At 64.6% G+C, this 18,815-nt stretch carries 19 protein-coding genes; 14 read left to right on the forward strand and 5 right to left on the reverse strand.

Features of this window, described 5'->3' with window-relative positions; genetic code table 11:
- Positions 1–4 precede the first annotated feature (4 nt).
- The gene (gene dapC, locus PCQ86_RS10895) at positions 5–1,207 is read right to left on the reverse strand and encodes a succinyldiaminopimelate transaminase (protein ID WP_172206811.1); all 1,203 of its coding nucleotides are present in this window, start codon (positions 1,205–1,207) and stop codon (positions 5–7) included.
- Positions 1,208–1,427: 220 nt separating this feature from the next.
- On the opposite strand from dapC, the gene PCQ86_RS10900 reads away from it, so the two are divergent.
- Entirely contained in the window at positions 1,428–2,891 is a 1,464-nt protein-coding gene (locus PCQ86_RS10900) for a methyl-accepting chemotaxis protein (RefSeq protein WP_270173710.1), read from the forward strand.
- A gap of 82 nt (positions 2,892–2,973) precedes the next feature.
- On the opposite strand, the gene PCQ86_RS10905 is transcribed toward PCQ86_RS10900, so the two are convergent.
- From PCQ86_RS10905 to PCQ86_RS10915, 3 genes are all read right to left on the reverse strand, one after another.
- Positions 2,974–3,612: an RnfABCDGE type electron transport complex subunit B gene (locus PCQ86_RS10905; RefSeq protein WP_047351479.1), complete on the reverse strand. Its 639-nt coding sequence runs from the start codon at positions 3,610–3,612 to the stop codon at positions 2,974–2,976.
- 8 nt (positions 3,613–3,620) lie between these two features.
- On the reverse strand, positions 3,621–4,928 hold the full coding sequence (locus tag PCQ86_RS10910) for a polyhydroxyalkanoate depolymerase (protein WP_270173711.1): 1,308 nt from the start codon (positions 4,926–4,928) through the stop codon (positions 3,621–3,623).
- Between the two features lie 169 nt (positions 4,929–5,097).
- Entirely contained in the window at positions 5,098–6,168 is a 1,071-nt protein-coding gene (locus PCQ86_RS10915) for a GTP pyrophosphokinase (protein WP_172206814.1), read from the reverse strand.
- Positions 6,169–6,402: 234 nt separating this feature from the next.
- On the opposite strand from PCQ86_RS10915, the gene PCQ86_RS10920 reads away from it, so the two are divergent.
- The gene (locus PCQ86_RS10920; RefSeq protein ID WP_270173712.1) at positions 6,403–9,042 is read left to right on the forward strand and encodes a bifunctional diguanylate cyclase/phosphodiesterase; all 2,640 of its coding nucleotides are present in this window, start codon (positions 6,403–6,405) and stop codon (positions 9,040–9,042) included.
- On the opposite strand, the gene dusA is transcribed toward PCQ86_RS10920, so the two are convergent.
- On the reverse strand, positions 9,032–10,081 hold the full coding sequence (dusA, locus tag PCQ86_RS10925) for a tRNA dihydrouridine(20/20a) synthase DusA (protein ID WP_270175437.1): 1,050 nt from the start codon (positions 10,079–10,081) through the stop codon (positions 9,032–9,034). The genes PCQ86_RS10920 and dusA overlap by 11 nt on opposite strands.
- 128 nt (positions 10,082–10,209) lie before the next feature.
- Between dusA and PCQ86_RS10930 the strand changes: the two genes are divergently transcribed.
- The 12 genes from PCQ86_RS10930 to PCQ86_RS10985 all read left to right on the forward strand — a co-directional run bounded on the left by PCQ86_RS10930 (position 10,210) and on the right by PCQ86_RS10985 (position 18,722).
- Complete coding sequence (locus PCQ86_RS10930) at positions 10,210–11,307, forward strand: tyrosine-type recombinase/integrase (protein WP_270173713.1); 1,098 nt, start codon at positions 10,210–10,212, stop codon at positions 11,305–11,307.
- Positions 11,308–11,332: 25 nt separating this feature from the next.
- Positions 11,333–11,626 carry a hypothetical protein gene (locus PCQ86_RS10935; RefSeq protein ID WP_270173714.1) on the forward strand — a complete coding sequence of 98 codons (294 nt, stop codon included), beginning with the start codon at positions 11,333–11,335 and terminating at the stop codon, positions 11,624–11,626.
- 90 nt (positions 11,627–11,716) lie between these two features.
- Positions 11,717–12,223, forward strand: coding sequence for a hypothetical protein (locus PCQ86_RS10940; protein ID WP_270173715.1), 507 nt, complete (start codon positions 11,717–11,719; stop codon positions 12,221–12,223).
- A 73-nt stretch (positions 12,224–12,296) separates the two neighbouring features.
- The gene (locus PCQ86_RS10945) at positions 12,297–12,563 is read left to right on the forward strand and encodes a helix-turn-helix transcriptional regulator (RefSeq protein ID WP_270173716.1); all 267 of its coding nucleotides are present in this window, start codon (positions 12,297–12,299) and stop codon (positions 12,561–12,563) included.
- On the forward strand, positions 12,563–13,024 hold the full coding sequence (locus tag PCQ86_RS10950) for a CHC2 zinc finger domain-containing protein (protein WP_015014153.1): 462 nt from the start codon (positions 12,563–12,565) through the stop codon (positions 13,022–13,024). The genes PCQ86_RS10945 and PCQ86_RS10950 overlap by 1 nt, the downstream gene beginning before the upstream one ends.
- The gene (locus PCQ86_RS10955; RefSeq protein WP_270173717.1) at positions 13,021–14,283 is read left to right on the forward strand and encodes an AAA family ATPase; all 1,263 of its coding nucleotides are present in this window, start codon (positions 13,021–13,023) and stop codon (positions 14,281–14,283) included. The genes PCQ86_RS10950 and PCQ86_RS10955 overlap by 4 nt, the downstream gene beginning before the upstream one ends.
- Positions 14,280–14,612 carry a hypothetical protein gene (locus PCQ86_RS10960; RefSeq protein WP_270173718.1) on the forward strand — a complete coding sequence of 111 codons (333 nt, stop codon included), beginning with the start codon at positions 14,280–14,282 and terminating at the stop codon, positions 14,610–14,612. The genes PCQ86_RS10955 and PCQ86_RS10960 overlap by 4 nt, the downstream gene beginning before the upstream one ends.
- A 136-nt stretch (positions 14,613–14,748) precedes the next feature.
- Entirely contained in the window at positions 14,749–15,975 is a 1,227-nt protein-coding gene (locus tag PCQ86_RS10965) for a phage major capsid protein (protein WP_270173719.1), read from the forward strand.
- A gap of 14 nt (positions 15,976–15,989) precedes the next feature.
- Positions 15,990–16,517: an HK97 family phage prohead protease gene (locus PCQ86_RS10970; RefSeq protein WP_270173720.1), complete on the forward strand. Its 528-nt coding sequence runs from the start codon at positions 15,990–15,992 to the stop codon at positions 16,515–16,517.
- Positions 16,514–17,746, forward strand: coding sequence for a phage portal protein (locus PCQ86_RS10975; RefSeq protein WP_270173721.1), 1,233 nt, complete (start codon positions 16,514–16,516; stop codon positions 17,744–17,746). The genes PCQ86_RS10970 and PCQ86_RS10975 overlap by 4 nt, the downstream gene beginning before the upstream one ends.
- Before the next feature lie 35 nt (positions 17,747–17,781).
- Positions 17,782–18,306 carry an HNH endonuclease signature motif containing protein gene (locus PCQ86_RS10980; protein ID WP_270175438.1) on the forward strand — a complete coding sequence of 175 codons (525 nt, stop codon included), beginning with the start codon at positions 17,782–17,784 and terminating at the stop codon, positions 18,304–18,306.
- Positions 18,303–18,722: a terminase gene (locus PCQ86_RS10985; protein ID WP_270173722.1), complete on the forward strand. Its 420-nt coding sequence runs from the start codon at positions 18,303–18,305 to the stop codon at positions 18,720–18,722. The genes PCQ86_RS10980 and PCQ86_RS10985 overlap by 4 nt, the downstream gene beginning before the upstream one ends.
- Positions 18,723–18,815: the final 93 nt, after the last annotated feature.

Raw genomic sequence — 18,815 nt, forward strand, 5'->3', positions numbered from 1 at the left:
GGAATCACGTACGGGATTGGATGAATTGCACGATGCGCGAGGCCGCTTCGGCGCATTCCGCGGTCTCGGCCACAAGGGCCATGCGCAAGCGCTGGGCGCCGGGATTGGCGCCACCGGAATCGCGGGCGAGATAGCTGCCCGGCAATACCGTGACATTGTATTGAGCCAGCAGGGCCTGGGCGAACTCCGCATCGCTCATGCCCAGGGCGTCGGGCACCTTGGCCCAGAGGTAGAAACCCGCGTCGGGCAGGCGCACGTCCATCACCTCGGCGAGCATGGGCGTGACCTGGGCGAACTTCTGGCGGTAAAGGGCACGGTTTTCTTCCACGTGCACCTCATCGTTCCAGGCAGCCACGCTGGCGGCCTGCACGGCGGGACCCATGGCACTGCCGTGGTAGGTGCGGTACAGCAAAAACGCCTTGATGAGTGCCGCGTCGCCCGCCACGAAGCCGCTGCGCAGGCCCGGCACGTTGCTGCGCTTGGACAGGCTGGTGAAGGCGATCAGGTTGCGGTAGTCGCTGCGTCCGAGCTTGGCTGCAGCCTCCATGCCGCCCAATGGTGGCTCGTCGCGGAAGTAGATTTCGCTGTAGCACTCATCCGAGGCGATCACGAAACCGTAACGGTCGCTCAGCGCGAAGAGCTTCTCCCACTCGGGCAGGGGCATCACGGCGCCCGTGGGGTTGCCGGGCGAGCACACGAAGAGCAGTTGCGTGCGCTGCCATACCTCCTCGGGCACGCTGTCCCAGTCCACGGCAAAGTTGCGCGCTGGATCGCTCGGGGCGTAGTACGGCGTGGCGCCGGCCAGCAGCGTGGCGCCTTCATAGATTTGGTAGAACGGGTTGGGGCACACCACGGTGGCGCCTGCGCGGGTGGGGTCCACCACGGTTTGCGCGAATGCGAACAACGCCTCGCGCGAACCGTTCACCGGCAGCACCTGCGTGGCGGGGTCGACGGGAATACGGTAGCGCCGCTGCATCCAGCCGGCACAGGCTTCGCGCAGGCTGGGGTCACCGGCGGTGGAGGGGTAGCTGGCCAGGCCTGCCAGGTTGGCGGCCAGGGCCTCCTGGATGAACGGCGGCGTTGCATGGCGTGGCTCGCCGATGCCCAGGCTGATGGCGCGGTGAGCGGCCGAGGGTGTCACCCCCGCAAAAAGCTGTCGCAGCCGCTCGAACGGATAGGGCTGCAGTAGGGAGAGCAGGGGATTCATAGGGGGGCGATTATCAGGGATGCGGCCGGGCGCCACAGGGCGCGGCCCCGCCACCCGTTCCCAAAAACAACTACAGGGTTTGATCGCTCTACACAGCCGTCAAATTTGGTTACAAACGGCATCAATTCATCAGTGCGACGCGCCAGGGCGCACATTTCAGCCATCGAGGGGGACAAAAGCGATGACGGTTTCATTCATTCTGCGACCTGGCGTAGGGCTCATGCGGCGCCTGCGTTTCTCGGCCAAGCTGGCCCTGTTGGGAGGCGTGGCCGTGTTGGCACTGCTGGCCGTCGCGGGGGCGCAGGGGTGGGGGCCGCGCGCCACGTGGGGCGTGTGTGGCGTGGCGGTGCTGGCCACCGCCTATCTGGCCACGGCTTTCCAGTCCAGTGTGGCGGGCGACGTGCGGCGGCTGAGCGGCGTAATGGAGCGCGCGGCGCAGGGCGACCTGTGCAGCCGGGCCGAAGTGCGCGGCCGCGATGAACTGGCGCACATGGGCGAGCAACTCAACCGCATGGTGTACACGCTCTCGTCGATGGTGGCCGACATCCGCAGCAACGCGGCGCTGGTGGCGCACGCGGGTCAAAGCCTGGCGGCGGACAACCGCGAACTGGCCGACCGGACCGAACAACAGGCCGCCAGCCTAGAGCAGACCGCGGCCAGCGTGGAGGAGCTGTCTTCCGCCGTGAACAACAACGCGCAGGCGGCTAGCGTGGCCGATCAGCGCGCCGGCGAGGTGCGCCAAGCCGCTGAGGCGGGCACCCAGGCGATGGAGCGGGCGGTGGAGGCGGTGCAGGGCATCCAGAACGATGCCCGTCGCATGGGCGAGATCATCCAGGTGATCGACGGCATCGCCTTCCAAACCAACATCCTGGCGCTGAATGCCGCCGTGGAAGCGGCACGCGCGGGCGAGCAGGGCCGGGGTTTTGCGGTGGTGGCAGCCGAGGTGCGCACGCTGGCGGGCCGCTCGGCCGAGGCGGCGCGCGAGATCCGCGACCTTATTGGCACGTCCGTGCGGCAGGTGGAGGGCAGCGCGGGGCTGATCCGCACCGCCGGTGAGGGCATTGCGGCCATGGCGCAAGGCATCCGTGGCGTGGCCGGGCATGTGAGCGAAATCTCCCACTCGGTCAATGAACAGGGCACGGGTCTGCGCGAGATCAGCACCGCGGTGCAGCAACTGGACCAGATCACGCAGCGCAATGCCCAGATGGTGAGCGATGCCCTGCGCGAGGCGCAGGCGCTGGAGAGCCGGGCGTCCACCCTGTCCCGGGCGGTGCTGGCGTTTCGTCTGCAGCAGGGTACGGCCGAGGAGGCCGTGGCCCTGGTGCAGCGCGCCGCGGCCGTGCAGCGCGGCCTGCCGCGCGACGCCTTTCTGCGCACGTTGACCGACCCCGCACAGCCCTACCACGACCGCGACATGTACGTGTTTGCGCTCGATGCGGGCGGCACCTACCTGGCCTTTGGCGGCAATCCCGCCAAGGTGGGAACGCGGGTGCAGGACATTCCCGGTATTGCCGGGGATGCGCTGGTCAGCGCCATCGTGGCCCAGGCCGAACGCGCGCCGGGCTGGGTGGAATACGACATCACCAATCCGGCCACGGGCGCGGTGCAAACCAAGATGTCCTACGTGCAGCGCGCGGGAGATGTCTATCTGGGCTGCGGCGTCTACAAGTCGCTCGCGGCCTGATGCGGCAGGCCTGTCGCCGGTTCGCTCCGTATTGCCATAGCCCGCTGCGGTCGTGAGCGGTAGGGCTGCCGGCGCAGCGGCGTCAGCCCCGGTCGGCGCGCTGCGCGCGGGCGCGCGCCAGTGCCGCGGCAATGGCTGCGCGCTTGGGATCGGGCGCGTTGTCCGGCGCCGGAGGAACGGGTTCGGGGGCGGTGGCCTGCGCCTCCTCGCGCTGCAGCCGCTCTTGCCGCGCCTGGTAGCGCACGCGCGCCTGCTCGGCCTGCGGGGCGGACCATGCGGCCCAGCCAGTGGCCTGGCCGCTGGCATTTTCCATGCGGATGCAATCCACCGGGCACGCGGGCAGGCACAGTTCGCAGCCCGTGCAGTGCGGCGCGATCACGGTGTGCATGCGCTTGTTGATGCCCAGGATGGCATCCGTGGGGCAGGCCTTGAGGCACAGCGTGCAGCCGATGCACCAGTTCTCGTCGATCACCGCCACGGCGCGCGGGACCTCCGTTCCATGGGCCGCGCTCAGCGGCAGCTCGGGCCGGCCAGTGATGGCGGCCAGGCGTGCAACGCCCTGGGCCCCGCCGGGCGGGCACTGGTTGATCTCGGCCTCGCCCCGTGCGATGGCAAGGGCATAGGACTGGCAGTCAGGGTAGCCGCAGCGCGTGCACTGGGTCTGGGGCAGGGCCGCGTCAATGCGCTCAACGAGCGCCTGCTGCGCTGCGGGGGAGGTCATGGCCGGCGTCAGGCGGCGCTGCGTGCGCGGCGGGGGCGTGACGTGGGCTGGGCGGACTGGTTGGCACGGATGAAGTCGCGCACCTGCGGGTAGACCAGCTCGCGCCAGCGGCGGCCGCTGAAAATGCCGTAGTGGCCGGCGCCCTTCACCTCGAGGTGGTTGCGCCGGTCCGCGGCGATGCCGGTGCACAGATCCTGCGCCGCCTCGGTCTGGCCGGAGCCGGAGATGTCGTCGAGCTCGCCTTCGATGGTCAGCAGCGCGGTCTGGGTGATGTCCTGGGGGCGCACGCGCTCCACCGCTCCGTCCGGCGAGCGCACGTCCCAGGTGCCGTTGACCAGGCTGTAGTCCTGGAAGACGGTCTTGATGGTCTCCAGGTAATAGTCGGCATCCATGTCGAGCACGGCGTTGTATTCGTCGTAGAACTTGCGGTGGGCCTCGGCGCTGGCGTCATCGCCCTTGATGAGGTTCTTGAAGTAATCGTAGTGGCTGCTGGCGTGCCGGTCCGGGTTCATGGCCACGAAGCCCGTGTGCTGCAGAAAGCCCGGGTACACGCGGCGGCCGGCGCCGGGGAAGTTGCTGGGTACGCGGTAGATGACGTTGTTCTCGAACCACTCGAAGCTGCGTTGGGTGGCCAGGTTGTTCACCGCTGTGGGTGAGCGGCGCGCATCGATGGGGCCGCCCATCATGGTCATGGACAGTGGCGTGGTTTCGCCGCGGCTGGCCATCAGCGAGACGGCGGCCAGTACCGGCACGGTGGGCTGGCAGACGCTCATCACATGGCAGTTGCCGTATTGGCCCTGCAGGTAGCGGATGAACTCCTGCACGTAGTTCACATAGTCGTCCAGGTGGAACTCGCCCTCCTGCAGCGGCACCATGCGCGCGTTCTTCCAGTCGGTGATGTAGACCTTGTGGCTCTCCAGCATGGAGCGCACGGTGTCGCGCAGCAGCGTGGCGTAGTGGCCCGACAACGGCGCCACGATCAGCACCACGGGCTGGCCCTTGAGCTTGAGCAAGGTGGCCGGGTCGTCCGAAAACCGCTTGAAGCGGCGCAGTTCGCAAAAAGGCTTGTCGACGTCCACGCGCTCATGGATGGCCACGCTCATGCCATCCACGTCCACGGTGCTGATGCCGAACTCGGGTTTCTCGTAGTCCTTGCCCAGGCGGTACAACAGTTCATAGCCCGCCGAGATGCGATGGGCCAGTTGCGTCTCGCTGAACGGCGACAGCGGGTTGCTGTAGAACTTGGCGGCGGCCTGCGCCAGGTCGGCGAAGGGCTCCATGAGGGAGCGCTGGGTCTCGTAGAGGGTGTACAGCATGGGGCAGGACCAAGTTATGTTGCAGTGCAATATATCAGCAGTTGCATTTGCTTGCGTGTCGTGCAACTACGCATTCAGTGTCCCGCGCGCGACATTGGCGGGCGGGCTTGATGCAATGCTTTTGATAGCTGTCAGCGCTTGATGGACAAGCGCTGGAGGTCGATTTGACTTATATCAGGGTGGGATTTTCCTGCAACCACGCTTCGAAGGCTTCGCGCGAGCTGTTGCGCAGCGCGCGGCGAAACGCCTGCCGGTCGCCCAGGTACAGGCAGTGGCGGATCACGGTGAAGGGGTTGAAGCTGCCCTCGGGGTTCTGCGCCTCGTAGAACTGCTTGTAGCGCTTGACGGTGGCAATCGTTTCACGCATCAGCGTGTTGAAGCGGGCACGCGTGATGCCCGGTGACCATGCGCGCATGTCGTCCACGAACAGGTCCACCTTCTGCGCGTCGAACTCCACGTCTTTGAAGAAATGGCGGGCAATCTTCAGGAACGTGAAGGCGTTGAGCTCGCTGCCGGGCGCCGGCGTTCGGCTGGCTTCGGTCTCGGCCTCGGTGGTCTCGTCGGGTGCGTAGAGCAGTTCGGCATCGGTGGCATCGCGGATCTGGCGGAACTCGCGGTCCGCCAGTTCGAACAGGGCGGACAGCACGTTGATGCGGCGCTTGAGTTCGGCCGGAATCGACTTCTTGTACTTGATCTTGTGGTCCAGCACGCTCCACGCGTCCTGGATGATGGTGCGCACCTGCAGCTCGAACGGCTGCGCCGCGTAGGCGGCGTTCTCGGGCAGGGCGGCCTGCACGGCGTTGAGCCGCAGGTCCAGGTGCAGGCCCTTGTAGCCGAAAGAGGCCTCGGTGCCCTCCAGGGCGCTGACCTTGTCGGTCACGTCGATCACGTCGAAGTGCGACTGGACGATCTGCGCCACCTTCTCCAGCTCGTCCTCGTACAGGCAGACCACGCGCACGCCGATCAGGTCGGTGATGTAGGGGCGGATTTCATAGGGTGCCCCGCTTTCCTCCAGCGCCGCGCGGTACTTGCGCGAGAACTTGCGCAGGCATTCATCGCGGTCCTTCACGCGCCCTTCGATCTTGGCGATGTCGATGTGGCGCGCCTGCGACAGCAGCGACTGCAGCAGCGCCATGTAAAACGCGCAGGCGTGGTCCAGCGCCGGGCGCTCCTGCGCATAGAACGCGTGGAACGCGGACTCCTCAGGGGTGAGATGGGTCGTGGGTGAGGGGAGGGGCACGGCAGACGCAGGGGTCAAGGGACAGCCACGGATGGTAGGGCAGGAAAGGGCCTGCGGTGGCCCTCGGCGGGGTAGGACAAGGCCGCGTCCCACAGACGGGCCGCGCGGTGCGCGGCAATCTGGCGCTTCCCTATTGTGTTGCGGCGGTCGCTATGCGACGCTTGGAAACGCATGAATAAAGAGGTGGCTGCCCCGAGGGGGTTCGCACAGCACTGGGCCCCATGGCATCCGGGCATGATTGCAGCAGTGGTGCTTTCACTGCTGCTGCTCGCCGTCACCTATCTGGTCTGGCAGGGTGTGGAGCGCGCACGGGACGAGCGCCGGCTGCAGGCTTTCTCCTTGTCCGTGGACCGCGTGGTTTCCAACCTGTCGGACCGCATCGCCGCCTACGAAATGGTGTTGCGTGGCGTCAAGGGCTACTACGAAGGCTCCGACAGCATCGACCAGCAGGAATTCCAGGCCTATGTGGAGGCCTTGCACCTGCCGCAGACGCGCCCGGGCCTGCAGGGCGTGGCGCTGCTGTCACGCGTGGCGGAATCCACCGGGGCGCGCACGGGGCAGGCGTTGATCACGCACATCGCACCCCAAACGCCGGAAAACCAGCAGGAATTGGGACAGGATGCCATGCTGCAGCCGGCGCGGCGCGAGGCGCTGCTGCGCGCGCGCGACTCCGGGACGCTGGCGCTGTCGGGCCCGCTGGGCAGCCGCGAAGGGAATGCCGGCAGCTCCCTGGTCATGTACCTGCCGCTGTATGCCAGACACGCTGCCGTGGACACTCTGGCCCAGCGCCGCCAGAACATTGCAGGCTGGGTGGCCGCGCCATTTCGCATGGACGACGTGATCCAGGGCCTGGCGCGCGAGCTGGACAGCGACCTTGCGCTGGCCATCCATGACGGCCCCTCGGTGGCAGGTGGGGTGCTCGTGTTTGCGTCGCGCACGGACTATGCACCCCACGCGGTCAATGGCGGGCTGGAGGCCGTGCGCAGCTACGACGTAGGCGGCAGGCGCTGGACGCTGGTGCTGTACCCGCTGCCCTCATTCGAGCAGCGCTTCGAAGGATCCACACACCATCTGGTTGCCCTGCTGGGCGCCGCCTTCAGCCTGCTGGCGGGATGGTTCGTGGGGCAGCAGGTGAACGCGCGACAGCGGGCCATGGCGCTGGCCCGCGAGATGACGCGCGAGTTGCGCCGCACGCGCGATGAGCTGGAAGCCACGCTCAATGCCGTGCCCGACCTGCTGTTCGAGGTGGACGCACAGGGAGGCATCCACCACTACCGGTCCGCCCGCGCGGACCTGATCGGCACGCGCGCCCAGGCGTTGGTGGGGCGCACGCTGGGGGATGTGTTGCCGCCCGCTGCCGCCGCCGAATACATGGCTGCGCTGGACGAGGCGGCCGAGTACGGTTATTCCGAAGGGCGGCAGTACAGCCTGGACATCGGGGGCAGCCAGCATTGGTTCGAGCTGTCCGTGGCCTGCAAGCAGGGCGGTGCGCCGCAGACCGGGGGCGGCCCGGGCCAGCGCCACTTCATCGCGCTGTCGCGCGACGTCACGCGGCGCCACGAAGCCGAGGCCGCCATGTACCGGCTCGCGTATTTCGACGCGCTCACCGGCCTGCCCAACCGCCGCCTGCTGCTGCAGCGCCTGCAGGATGCTCTGCTCACCGCCCAGCAGCAGGGGGGCATGGGCGCGCTGTTCTACATCGACCTGGACAACTTCAAGGAGATCAACGACGCGCGGGGCCACGGTGTGGGCGACGGGCTGCTGGTGCAGGTCGCCGCGCGCCTGCAGGACGCGGCCGGGCCGCAGGAGACCGTGGCACGGCTGGGGAGCGACGAATTCGTCATGCTGGTGCCGCGGCTGGGCGACACCCCCTCCGTTGCGCGTGAGCAGGCCTGCCGGCGCGCTCAGCAGCTGCGCGAATGCCTGGATGCGCCCTATGACCTGGGTGGGGTGCACTATGGCAGCACCGGCAGCATCGGCGTGACGCTGTTTCCCAAGAACGGTGAGGGCGTGGAAGACCTGCTGCGCGAGGCCGACACGGCCATGTTCTGTGCCAAGGACCGGGGGCGCAACCAGGTGTGCTTCTTTGAGCAGGACATGCACGCCGCAGCGCAGGAGCGCCTGGCGCTGCTGCAGGACCTCAAGAGCGCGGTCGACAACGACGCGCTGCTGACCTATGCGCAGCCGCAGGTGGATGCCGCCGGCCAGCTCATCGGCGCGGAGCTGCTGCTGCGCTGGCCGCATCCGCAGCGCGGCTTCGTGCCGCCGGCGCAGTTCATCCCGGTGGCGGAACAGGCGGGGTTGATTGTGCGCATGGGTGCGCGTGTCATCCAGCAGGCCTGCGCCACGCTGGCCGAACTGCACCAGCAGGGCCGGGCGCTGTCGATCTCGGTCAATGTCAGCCCCCGCCAGTTCCGTCAGGCGGACTTCGTGGAGCAGGTGCGCGCGGCGCTGCACAGCACGGGCGCGCCCGCGGCGCTGCTCACGCTGGAGGTCACGGAAAGCTTGCTGGTGGAGAACTGGCAGGACACCGCCCGGCGCATGCACGAGCTGGTGGCGCTGGGCGTGCGCTTTTCCATCGATGACTTCGGCACCGGCTACTCCAGCCTGGCGTATCTGAAGCGCCTGCCGCTGTACGAGCTCAAGATCGACCGCAGCTTCGTGCAGGACGCGCCCTCCGATGCGAACGACGCGGCGATCGTGCAGGCCATTCTTTCCGTCGCACGCCACTTGCGCCTGCGCGTGGTGGCCGAGGGGGTGGAGACGCGGCAGCAGGCGGATTTCCTCATCGCTCACCACTGCCATGGCCTGCAGGGCTATCTGTTCGGGCTGCCGCAGCCGCTGCGGGACTGGCTGGCGGGCCTCAAAGGCTGAGCGGCTCCGTTGGCAGGGCGACTGCTTGCACGGCGCTTGCGCGCAGTGCATCGGGCGCGGTGGCGCCCGGCTTGGTGCGCGCCAGGGCCATCACTTCGCGCGCGGGCAGGTGTTTCAAGCGGTGGTCGCTCCACACCTGGCGCCAGCGTCGCGCGCCGGGCAGTCCGTTGCGCAGGCCCAGCATGTGGCGCGCCACCGCATACCAGTGCGTGCCGTGCGCGGTGGCTTCGCGCTCCATGTAGGCCACCATGTCTTCCTCGACCTGCTCGCGCGTGAGCGCGGCGGGCGCGGCGCCAAAGAACTGCTCGTCCCAGCGCGCCAGCCACCAGGGGTTGTGGTAGGCCTCGCGGCCCACCATCACGCCATCCACCCGGGCCAGCTCCTCCAGCACCGCGGCGTCGGTCTGAAAGCCCCCGTTGATGGCGATGGTCAGTTGCGGGAAGTCGGCTTTCAGCCGGGCCGCGACGTCGTAGCGCAGCGGGGGAATCTCGCGGTTCTCTTTGGGCGACAGGCCCTTCAGCCACGCATTGCGCGCATGCACGATGAACACGCGGCAGCCCGCGTCGGCCACCACGCCCACGAAGTCGCGCACGAAACCGTAGTCTTCGTTCTGGTCGATCCCGATGCGGTGCTTGACGGTGACCGGGACCTGAACCACGTCCACCATGGCTTTCACGCAGTCGGCGACCAGTTGCGGCTCGTTCATCAGGCAGGCGCCGAAAGCGCCGCGCTGCACACGCTCGCTGGGGCAGCCGCAGTTGAGGTTGATCTCGTCATAGCCCCACTGCTCGCCCAGACGGGCGCAGTGCGCGAGGTCGGCCGGCTCGCTGCCGCCCAACTGCAGCGCCACGGGGTGCTCGGCCGCGTCAAAGCGCAGATGGCGCTGCACGTCGCCGTGCACCAGCGCACCGGTGGTCACCATCTCGGTGTACAGCAGCGTGTGGCGCGACAGCAGGCGGTGCAGGTAGCGGCAGTGCCTGTCGGTCCAGTCCATCATCGGCGCAATGGACATACGCCACGGGCTAAGTGATTGATTTATAAGGGTATTTTCCAACTGTAAAACCTGATTTTTACCCCGTGTGCAAGATAAAGTGCACACGGTGTGCACACGAAGTGCCTAAAAAGTGCAGAATCTGAGCATTAACCAATGCACACGACTGCACACACATGGCCTCATTTTCTCAGTTACCGTCCGGCAAGTGGCGTGCTCAAATCCGCAGGGGCGGCATGTACCGCGCTGCCACCTTCGCCACGAAGCGCGAAGCGAAGGATTGGGCAATCGCAATCGAGGCTCAGGCAAACCATATCGCCGCTGGTGGATATGCGCCTGTACCCAAGGGTTCGACCCTGGGCGACCTGATCGACAAGTACAACGAGAGCAGCACCAAGCTACCCGGCAAGACCAAGGAAGCCACCTTGAACATGCTCAAGCGGGAATTGGGCAAGGTGAAGCTGTCCAGCCTTAACGCTGTGGTGCTGCGCGACTTCATCGACCGCCGCCAGGATGACGGGGCAGGGGGCGTGACCATCGCCGCAGACCTGTCTTATCTGTCTGCCGTGCTCAAGTGGGGAAGGCACGCTCGACAGCTTGATCTTCCCGAGCGCCTTGCATTGGAGGCCCGCGCCAGCCTCATGCACCGTGGCCTCAACACCCGCAGCCAGGAGCGTGACCGGGAGCCTACAGACGACGAGCTAGGGCGCATCTATGGCCATTGGGCTACCTTGAAGCGCCAGCAAATCCCCATGCAGACCCTGTGCCAGTTCGCATTGGCAACCGGGATGCGGCAAGGCGAAATCACGCGGCTGGAAATCGAGGATATCAACACCGAGGCCAAGACCGTGGTGATCCGCGACCGCAAAGACCCGCGCAACAAGAAAGGCAACGACCAGACGGTGCCGCTATTGCCGGATGCCTGGGCCATCGTGGAACCCATCATTGCCGAGCGCAAGACCGGGTTCCTGTTCCCCTATGACGCCCGCAGCGTATCGGCATCCTTCACCCGCGCCTGCACTGCGCTGGGCATCGAGGACTTGCACTTTCACGACCTGCGCCACCGCGCCGCCGCTCAGTTTTTCCGCATGGGCCTGGGCATCCCGCAAGTAGCGCTACTGACGGGGCATAAGACCTGGGCCATGTTGCGCCGGTACACGGCCATCAAGCCCGAGGACGTTCACGCGGCAATCAATAAACCGGCAAGCCCTGCACCGGACAAAGCAGGGCAACAAGGCGACAGCCAGGGCGGTTCGAGCGCCGAGGCCGTCTGACCACAACGAAAGAAGGACTTTCACCATGGCTAACAAGACTGTAGCAAACCCAAAAAGCACAACGCGGGAGGGCGGGCGCTGGGTGTACCGGCGCGGTTTTACGATCGGCAAGAATGGCCATGAGGCATCGCCGTATGACGACATGGCCGCCATGATTCCGCAACTCAACGCCCTCAACGCTGTCATTGCGGACGATGAATGGAAGTGGAACGAGGAAATTCGACTGCAATTGATGCACTTGGCAAGCCGCCTTGCTGAAGAAATCCACGAGCGTTTTGAAGAAGATTTTGCTCTGATGGCAAATAAGCAAATCGCTTAACCCGATTCGCCAGCCCTAGGCTGATCCCCGAAAACCCGTTTCCCCTGACGGGCTGGGCTGGCACCTTTTCAGGGAGCGCGAGGGAACGCTATGGATAACGAAGAGTTCGATTATGAAAAGCACGTCTGCGAGTTGTGCCAATATATTGACAAATCCATTGAATCAGCCGAGGTTGACGCTGCAGAAATATACCGATCCATTGATCGTTTCATTTCCAAAGGGTTGGAAATTGATGATGAAGAAGAGCATATAAGAGATATTATGAGCTATAACTTTTACTTGACAGATCAAGTAATCCATGAGCGCATTAATGTATTTTCCCTTATATCTCTAATTGAGTTGCTTGATAAAAATGACAAGATCGCCAAAGCGTTAAAAGGTCATGCAAAAAATCATAAGGCCCGTGCTTTTGTTGAAAGCGAGTGGGCAAAACATAGAGGCGAATACGGCAACAACAAATCAGCTTTTGCTCGCGACTATGTGAAGCGTGTTTTCAATGAGTTAGATGTGTCGGTGACTGAGAAGCAAATGCGCGAGGTGTGGCTCAAAGATACCCCGTCTGCTGGCAAACCGGACGGGATGCCAGCAGACGGGTAATGACGGAGTGCAGTAAAGAAAACACCATTCACCCATCAATCACTTATGGCCTACGCCAGAAAGGTAATGGGAAATGGAAGCAACACTGCAACCCGCCGCAGAGAATCAACTCGACCGCCTGCGCACACTGGCGGACAAACTCGACTGCCTCACAGAATCAGACATCATGCTGCTGGGCAAGCTGTCCCAGAGCACCGTGGAGGCTTGGCGCAAGCGCGGCACCGGCCCTGCATATATCCTGCTGGGGAATCGCTACCTGTACCCGCGCCAGGCGGTGCAGAAATATTTGGAGGGCATTACCCGCGAGCGCAACAGCGTAGCCGCAAAGGAGGCGCTGTAATGGGGTTCGACCGCCGCAATCTCCCCGACGCGGTGGGTTACTACGAGTCCGAGGGCTTGAAGCTGACCGGGCGCGGCAAATGGCGCACAACCGAGTGCAAATTCCATGGCGGTTCCGACTCCATGCGGATCAACACCGACAGCGGTGCATTTGCTTGCATGGCGGGCTGTGGCGCCCGTGGTGGCGATGTGCTGGCGTACCACATGGCACAGCACGGCCTGGAGTTCGTAGAGGCCGCCAAGGCCCTGGGCGCATGGATTGATGACGGACGCCCCGCCACCCAGCACAAGCCTACCCCACTATCACCGCGCCAGGCGCTGGAGGTGCTGGCAGTGGAAGCCAACCTTGTGGCCATCGCCGCCGCCAACGTGGCGCACGGTGTGGTGCTGTCTCAAGTGGACTTGTCCCGCGTGCTGACTGCATCGGGCCGCATCACTCGACTGGTGGAGGTGTTCGCATGAAGCGCAGCATTGCAGAGCACAACGCCATGGCATCGGTGCTGGACGACCGCGAGCGCGGGCCAATCTTTCCCGAACTGCCAGATTCGCCGGACATATCGGGCCTGGGGCCGCGCGACAAGGTGATCCTGACATGCGGCACCGACCTGACGCCCGAGCCATACCGCTGGCTGTGGCAATACTGGCTGGCCATGGGGAAGCTGCATATCCTCGCTGGCGCACCTGGGCAGGGCAAAACCACCATCGCGCTGGCAATGGCGGCAACCATCACCATCGGCGGACGCTGGCCAGATGGTTCTCGCTGCGCACCTGGCAACGTGCTGATCTGGAGCGGTGAAGATGACCCCGCCGATACGCTGGTGCCGCGCCTCATGGCGGCTGGTGCGGATCGTGCCCGGTGTTATTTCATCGAGGGCGCACGCCGGGACGGCGAAGTGGTGCCATTCGACCCGGCCCGCGACCTGGGGCAACTGCTGGAGGCCATCGAGAAAATCGGCGGCATCAGTCTGCTGGTGATTGATCCTGTGGTGAGCGCCGTCACTGGCGACAGCCACAAGAACACCGAGGTTCGACGCGCATTGCAACCCCTGGTTGATCTGGCTGCAAAGTGCGACTGCGCGGTGCTGGGCATCACCCACTTTGCCAAAGGTGGCCAGGGAACCGACCCGGCGCAGCGCGTGGTGGGCAGCGTGGCATTTACTGCTGTGGCCCGCGTGGTAATGGTGGCAGCGAAGGTGAAGGGCGACGAAGAAGGCCAGGACACGCGCATCCTAGCCCGCAGCAAAAGCAACATCGGCCCGGACGATGGCGGGTTTCAGTACCACCTTGAACAGTCCGAACCTATACCCGGCATTCATGCGTCACACATCGCATGGGGTAAGGCGGTGGAAGGCACGGCACGCGAGCTGCTGACAGACCCGGACGATGGGCCGCAGGACGACGCCAGCGACGCGGTGGAACTGCTGCGCTCCGAGCTGGATAGCGTGCTCTGGACAAGCTGCGACGAAGCTGCAAAGCCACTCAAGGCGGCTGGATTTTCCAAGAAGCAAATATGGGCCGCATCCAAAAAGGTGGGCGTCGAGCGCAAGAAGGACGGCATGAAAGGCGGCTGGATGTGGCGGCTGCGCAATGCCACCGAAGTGGCTTTTAGGATGGTTTCGCCCGAAGATTCCGCCGAAGATTCCGAAGGTTCCAGTTTTGGAAACGTGGAATCTTTGGAATCTTCGGGAGCCTTGGAATCTTCGGTGACGGAGGTTCTATGACGCCCGAAGCCATCCTGGCCGATCTCATCCAGAGCGGCATTGAACCCAGCGTAACGCCTGACAAAACCGGCATCGTGGTGCCCGCCGGTAAGCTGACGGAAGCGCAGCGCGCCGCCGTCCTGGGCCACAAGCCCGCGCTGATCGCGTGCATCTTGGAATCGGCCCGCGTCACAGCGCAGCTACTGGAAGCCGCCATGCGACGGTGCGACCAGTTCAACGACAGCGACAAGGCCCGCCAGGACATGCGCGAGCAGGTGCTGGAGACACCGCCGCACCTACGGCAAGACCTGCTAGACCACTTCATGGGCAGGCCGCCCACTCTCCACTGAAACCCAAGCCCGCCAAGTGCGGGTTTTTTCTTGACACGACGATTGATAACGGCTATATATCACGCCTAATTGATAGTTAATAGCTATCACAACCCGCCCGGCGATTGCATGGGCACCTTTTCAAGAAAGCCCACAAATGCAACTGCACCAAATCCGCGAAGCCCGCGCCGCCAAAGTCTCCGAAGCCCGTTCCCTGCTGGCCAGCACCCCCCAGCTCAACGCCGAAGGCCAGGCGAAGTTCGACAAGCTGAAAAGCGAAATCACCGCCCTGGAAGCCGACGAACAGCGCGCGCAGTTCATCGAGGACGCCGAGCGCCGTTCGCTGGGTGCCCCGGTGGACAAGGCCCGCAACGAGCTGGAAGGCCAGGTCAACGTGCTGGACGCCATCGCCGCTCAGATTGAAAACCGCAGCGTCACCGGCGCACTGGCCGAGTTCCAAGCCGAAGCAAAGCGCCAGGGCCTGACCGCCCGCAATGGCGGCATCCTGGTGCCCACGTCCATCTTTGAAAAGCGCACCACCATGACCACGCCCGGCGCGGCTGCCGTGGTGCCCGACGACTACCGTGCGGATCAATTCATTGGCCTGCTGCGCAACAGCCTGATCGTGCGCAGCCTGGGTGCCCGCGTGCTGTCCGGCCTGCGTGGCGATACCGTCCTGCCCAAAGCGACCGGCGCAGCCACCGCCTACTGGGTGAGCGAGGGCGACAGCCTGACCGAGAGCAACACCACGTACAGCTCCATCAAGCTGGAACCCAAGACCGTGGGCGCGCTGACGGCCTTCTCCCGCAACCTGGCGTTGCAGTCCAACCCCTCGATTGAAGCCCTGCTGCGCGACGACATCAGCGCCGTGGTGGGCTTGGCAGTGGACAAAGCTTTGCTGCATGGAACCGCCGTGGCAAAGCAGCCGGTGGGCATCCTGAACGTGAGCGGCATTCAGACGGCAAACCTTGCCACTCTGAGCTGGGCCACCGTTGTGGCGATGCTGGAAAAACTGGGCCTGGAGAACATCACTCCGAATGCCGTGCTGACCCATGCCAAGGCCGCGACGAAGCTGCAAACCACCCTGAAGGACGCAAGCGCCGGTAGCGTGTACTTGATGGACGGTGGCCGCGTGGCTGGCCTGCCCGCCTACGTCACCAACCAACTGGACGCCAAGAGCGGCACACCAGATAAGGGCCGCGTGATCGCTGGCGACTTCTCGCAAATCGTGATTGGTGAGTGGGGCGTGACCGAGATTCTGGCCAACCCCTACGCCACGGGCTACTACGAAAAGGGCGACGTTCAACTGCGGATCATGCACACCATGGATGCCGTGGTGCGCCATCCCAAGGCGTTCGTGGTGGCCGAAGACATGACCATCTAACCGAGGGTTGCGGCATGTTGGAACTACGCGGACACGGCACGCTCAAGGCGACCGGCAAGACACTGCACGGCATCGCCGCCGTGTTCAATTCCGAGGCGAACCTGGGCACATTCTCCGAAGTGATCCGCCCTGGCGCTTTCGCCAAATCGCTGGCGACGGGTTCCAACATCCGCGCCCTGTACCACCACGATGGCAGTGCGTTGCTGGGCACGACCCGAGGCGGCACGCTGCAACTGAGGGAAACGCCGCAGGGCCTTGCGTTTGAGCTGGCCTTGCCCGACACCACCCATGGGCGTGATCTGGCCATCCTGGTGGATCGTGGGGACGTTGCGGGGTGTTCCTTCGGGTTCCGCGTGCCCGAAGGTGGCGACCGCTGGGAAGAACGAGGTTCGACCCTTGTGCGTGAGCTGCTGAATGTGGAGCTGGTGGAAATCACGCTCACGTCAGACCCGGCATATCAGGACACGACTGTGGCCCTGCGCAACATGCCTATCACCCAATCATTTTGGGACATGAACGCCGCATGGCTGCAAACCACATGAGCATCATCACCCGCATCAAATCCGCCATCGGCCTGGAGGCGCGCAGCACAATCGGCGTGAATGGCTGGCCTGTGCCCATCAGTGCATCGGCTGTCACGCCTGCCACCGCTCAGGGTGTATCGGCAGTCTATGCCTGTGTGCAGGCCATCAGCGAGACAACAGCAAGCCTGCCGCTGATCCTGTTCAAGCGCAACGGCGACGACCGCGAACGAGCTACAGACCACCCGCTGTACCGCGTGCTGCACGACATGGCCAACCCCGAGCAAACCGCCCTGGAGTTCCGCGAGTACATGCAAGCGTGTGTGCTCCTCCGAGGCAACGCCTTCGCTCGGATCGTGCGTGGCTTGGATGGCCAGGTGCGGGAACTGTGGCCGCTGAACCCCGATAACGTGACGGTACAGCGCACCAGCTCCGGCCTGGTGTACGACTACACGAAGGACGGGGTTCTAACCCGCCTGCTGGCCCATGAGGTGCTGCACCTTCGCCACCGCCTGGGTGACGATGGCGTTATGGGCGTGTCGCCTATCGCCGCCGCCCGTGGTGTGGTGGAACTGGCCCAAGCCGAGAACGAGCACGGACGAAACACCTTCACCAATGGCGCAAAGATGCTGGGCGTGCTCAAGTTCCCCGGACGCTTGAAGCCCGAGCAGCGCCAGGCCATCGCCACATCGTGGGCCAGCCAGCACGCAGGTGGAGGTAACGCAGGCCGCACCGCGATTCTCGAAGAAGGCGTGGACTTCCAAGCCCTATCCATGACGCTGGAGGATGCCGAGTGGATCGCCGCCCGCCAGTTCTCCGTTGAAGAAGTGGCCCGCCTGTTCCGCGTGCCGCCCACGGTCATCGGTGATCTGAGGAATGGCAACTACTCCAACAGCGTGGAGATGGCACGGCAGTTCGTCACGCAGACACTGCGCCGCCACCTGGTGGCATGGGAACAGGCCATTGCTGCCAAGTGCCTGACGGACGCAGGCCGCCGCATGTACTTTGCCGAGCATCAGGTGGAGGGTTTGTTGCGTGGCGACAGTGCCAACCGTGCCGCGTTCTACAGCTCCGGCATCAGCGACGGATGGATGCTCAAGAGCGAAGCCCGCAAGCTGGAGAACCTGCCCGCCATCGAGGGCCTGGACGACAAAGAGACTTCCGCACCTGACGTGCCGAAGGGTGCAACTTCAAATGCCACCCCTGCGCCGCTGCCGTACCCCAGCAAGCAACAGGAGGCCGCCGCATGAAGATGCTAGACCCCTGGAAGGCCCGAGGCTTGAAGATGCTGGACACGGCCAACCCCAAGGGCTTGACGATGGCCCATGAGCTGCAACGCAAGCCGCTGACCTTGGCAGACATTCGCACCAAGCGCTACACCACCGCCAAGAATGGGCGGCTGCTGCCGCTCAACTCCGACGCCTGGGCAAAGCTGCGCCGCATGGTACTGGCCGAGCAGCCGCTGTGCCCCGAGTGCGAAGCGCGTGGACTGATCGAACCGGCGACACAAGTCCATCACATCAACGACAACGCCATGGACAACAGCCGCTCCAACCTCGTCGGCTTGTGTGCTCCGTGCCATAGCCGACACACCGCCCACGACATGGGCAAGCGCGTGAACCATGGATGCGATGTGAGCGGCTGGCCTGCCAACCCCTCAAGCCATTGGAACAAATCGACTGTGGAGGCCGCTACGGGCCTTGCCGGGGATGCTGAGAGCGTCAACCAGAAATCACCAGCAACCGAGGACGCCGAACCGACCTGTTCCCCTTCTTTTAACGCTGACTGCTTAAAAAATAGGCAACTATGAAGCTGACACCCAAGCGCAAACGCTCCGACAGCACCGCCGCAGCCATCGCCGCCACCCAAGCCGCAGCCCTGCCGCCCTTGGAGCCACCCGCGCATGTGCTGGTGCCACCCGAGGCCCGCCCGTTCTGGGATGCCATCGTGCAGGCCAGGCCCCGCGATACATGGAACCCGGTGGACATGGCATCGGCGGCAAACCTTGCCCGCGTGCAATGCGCCCTGGAGGCCGCGCCCGTAGGCTCAGACGACCACATCAAGCTGACCCGCCTTGCCCTTGCCCTCACTCGCGCCATTGCCGTCAACACGGTGGCCACGGTGGGCCGCTCTGCGGACATTGCCAAGGGTGCCGAGCTGGAACGCAGCGCCCGCCAGGACGATGGGGATGATCTGATCCCCCGCCTGCGCATGGTGACGGGGTGATTTTGGGCGATGCTATGAAAATCGAAGCAGCCAAAAATAGCGAAAACCTATCAGGCACACTTATTGCGGGTTGCATAATCCGTGCCATGATGT

This window comes from Diaphorobacter sp. ED-3 (genome assembly GCF_027625375.1).
GTDB lineage: Bacteria > Pseudomonadota > Gammaproteobacteria > Burkholderiales > Burkholderiaceae_C > Diaphorobacter > Diaphorobacter nitroreducens.

Excerpts from the sequence above, each read along its gene's own strand:
- dapC (WP_172206811.1), bottom strand. The coding sequence starts at position 1,207 with ATGAATCCCCTGCTCTCCCTACTGCAGCCCTATCCGTTCGAGCGGCTG.
- PCQ86_RS10900 (WP_270173710.1), top strand. The coding sequence starts at position 1,428 with ATGCGGCGCCTGCGTTTCTCGGCCAAGCTGGCCCTGTTGGGAGGCGTG.
- PCQ86_RS10905 (WP_047351479.1), bottom strand. The coding sequence starts at position 3,612 with ATGACCTCCCCCGCAGCGCAGCAGGCGCTCGTTGAGCGCATTGACGCG.
- PCQ86_RS10910 (WP_270173711.1), bottom strand. The coding sequence starts at position 4,928 with ATGCTGTACACCCTCTACGAGACCCAGCGCTCCCTCATGGAGCCCTTC.
- PCQ86_RS10920 (WP_270173712.1), top strand. The coding sequence starts at position 6,403 with ATGATTGCAGCAGTGGTGCTTTCACTGCTGCTGCTCGCCGTCACCTAT.
- PCQ86_RS10930 (WP_270173713.1), top strand. The coding sequence starts at position 10,210 with ATGGCCTCATTTTCTCAGTTACCGTCCGGCAAGTGGCGTGCTCAAATC.
- PCQ86_RS10935 (WP_270173714.1), top strand. The coding sequence starts at position 11,333 with ATGGCTAACAAGACTGTAGCAAACCCAAAAAGCACAACGCGGGAGGGC.
- PCQ86_RS10940 (WP_270173715.1), top strand. The coding sequence starts at position 11,717 with ATGGATAACGAAGAGTTCGATTATGAAAAGCACGTCTGCGAGTTGTGC.
- PCQ86_RS10945 (WP_270173716.1), top strand. The coding sequence starts at position 12,297 with ATGGAAGCAACACTGCAACCCGCCGCAGAGAATCAACTCGACCGCCTG.
- PCQ86_RS10950 (WP_015014153.1), top strand. The coding sequence starts at position 12,563 with ATGGGGTTCGACCGCCGCAATCTCCCCGACGCGGTGGGTTACTACGAG.
- PCQ86_RS10955 (WP_270173717.1), top strand. The coding sequence starts at position 13,021 with ATGAAGCGCAGCATTGCAGAGCACAACGCCATGGCATCGGTGCTGGAC.
- PCQ86_RS10960 (WP_270173718.1), top strand. The coding sequence starts at position 14,280 with ATGACGCCCGAAGCCATCCTGGCCGATCTCATCCAGAGCGGCATTGAA.
- PCQ86_RS10965 (WP_270173719.1), top strand. The coding sequence starts at position 14,749 with ATGCAACTGCACCAAATCCGCGAAGCCCGCGCCGCCAAAGTCTCCGAA.
- PCQ86_RS10970 (WP_270173720.1), top strand. The coding sequence starts at position 15,990 with ATGTTGGAACTACGCGGACACGGCACGCTCAAGGCGACCGGCAAGACA.
- PCQ86_RS10975 (WP_270173721.1), top strand. The coding sequence starts at position 16,514 with ATGAGCATCATCACCCGCATCAAATCCGCCATCGGCCTGGAGGCGCGC.
- PCQ86_RS10980 (WP_270175438.1), top strand. The coding sequence starts at position 17,782 with ATGCTGGACACGGCCAACCCCAAGGGCTTGACGATGGCCCATGAGCTG.
- PCQ86_RS10985 (WP_270173722.1), top strand. The coding sequence starts at position 18,303 with ATGAAGCTGACACCCAAGCGCAAACGCTCCGACAGCACCGCCGCAGCC.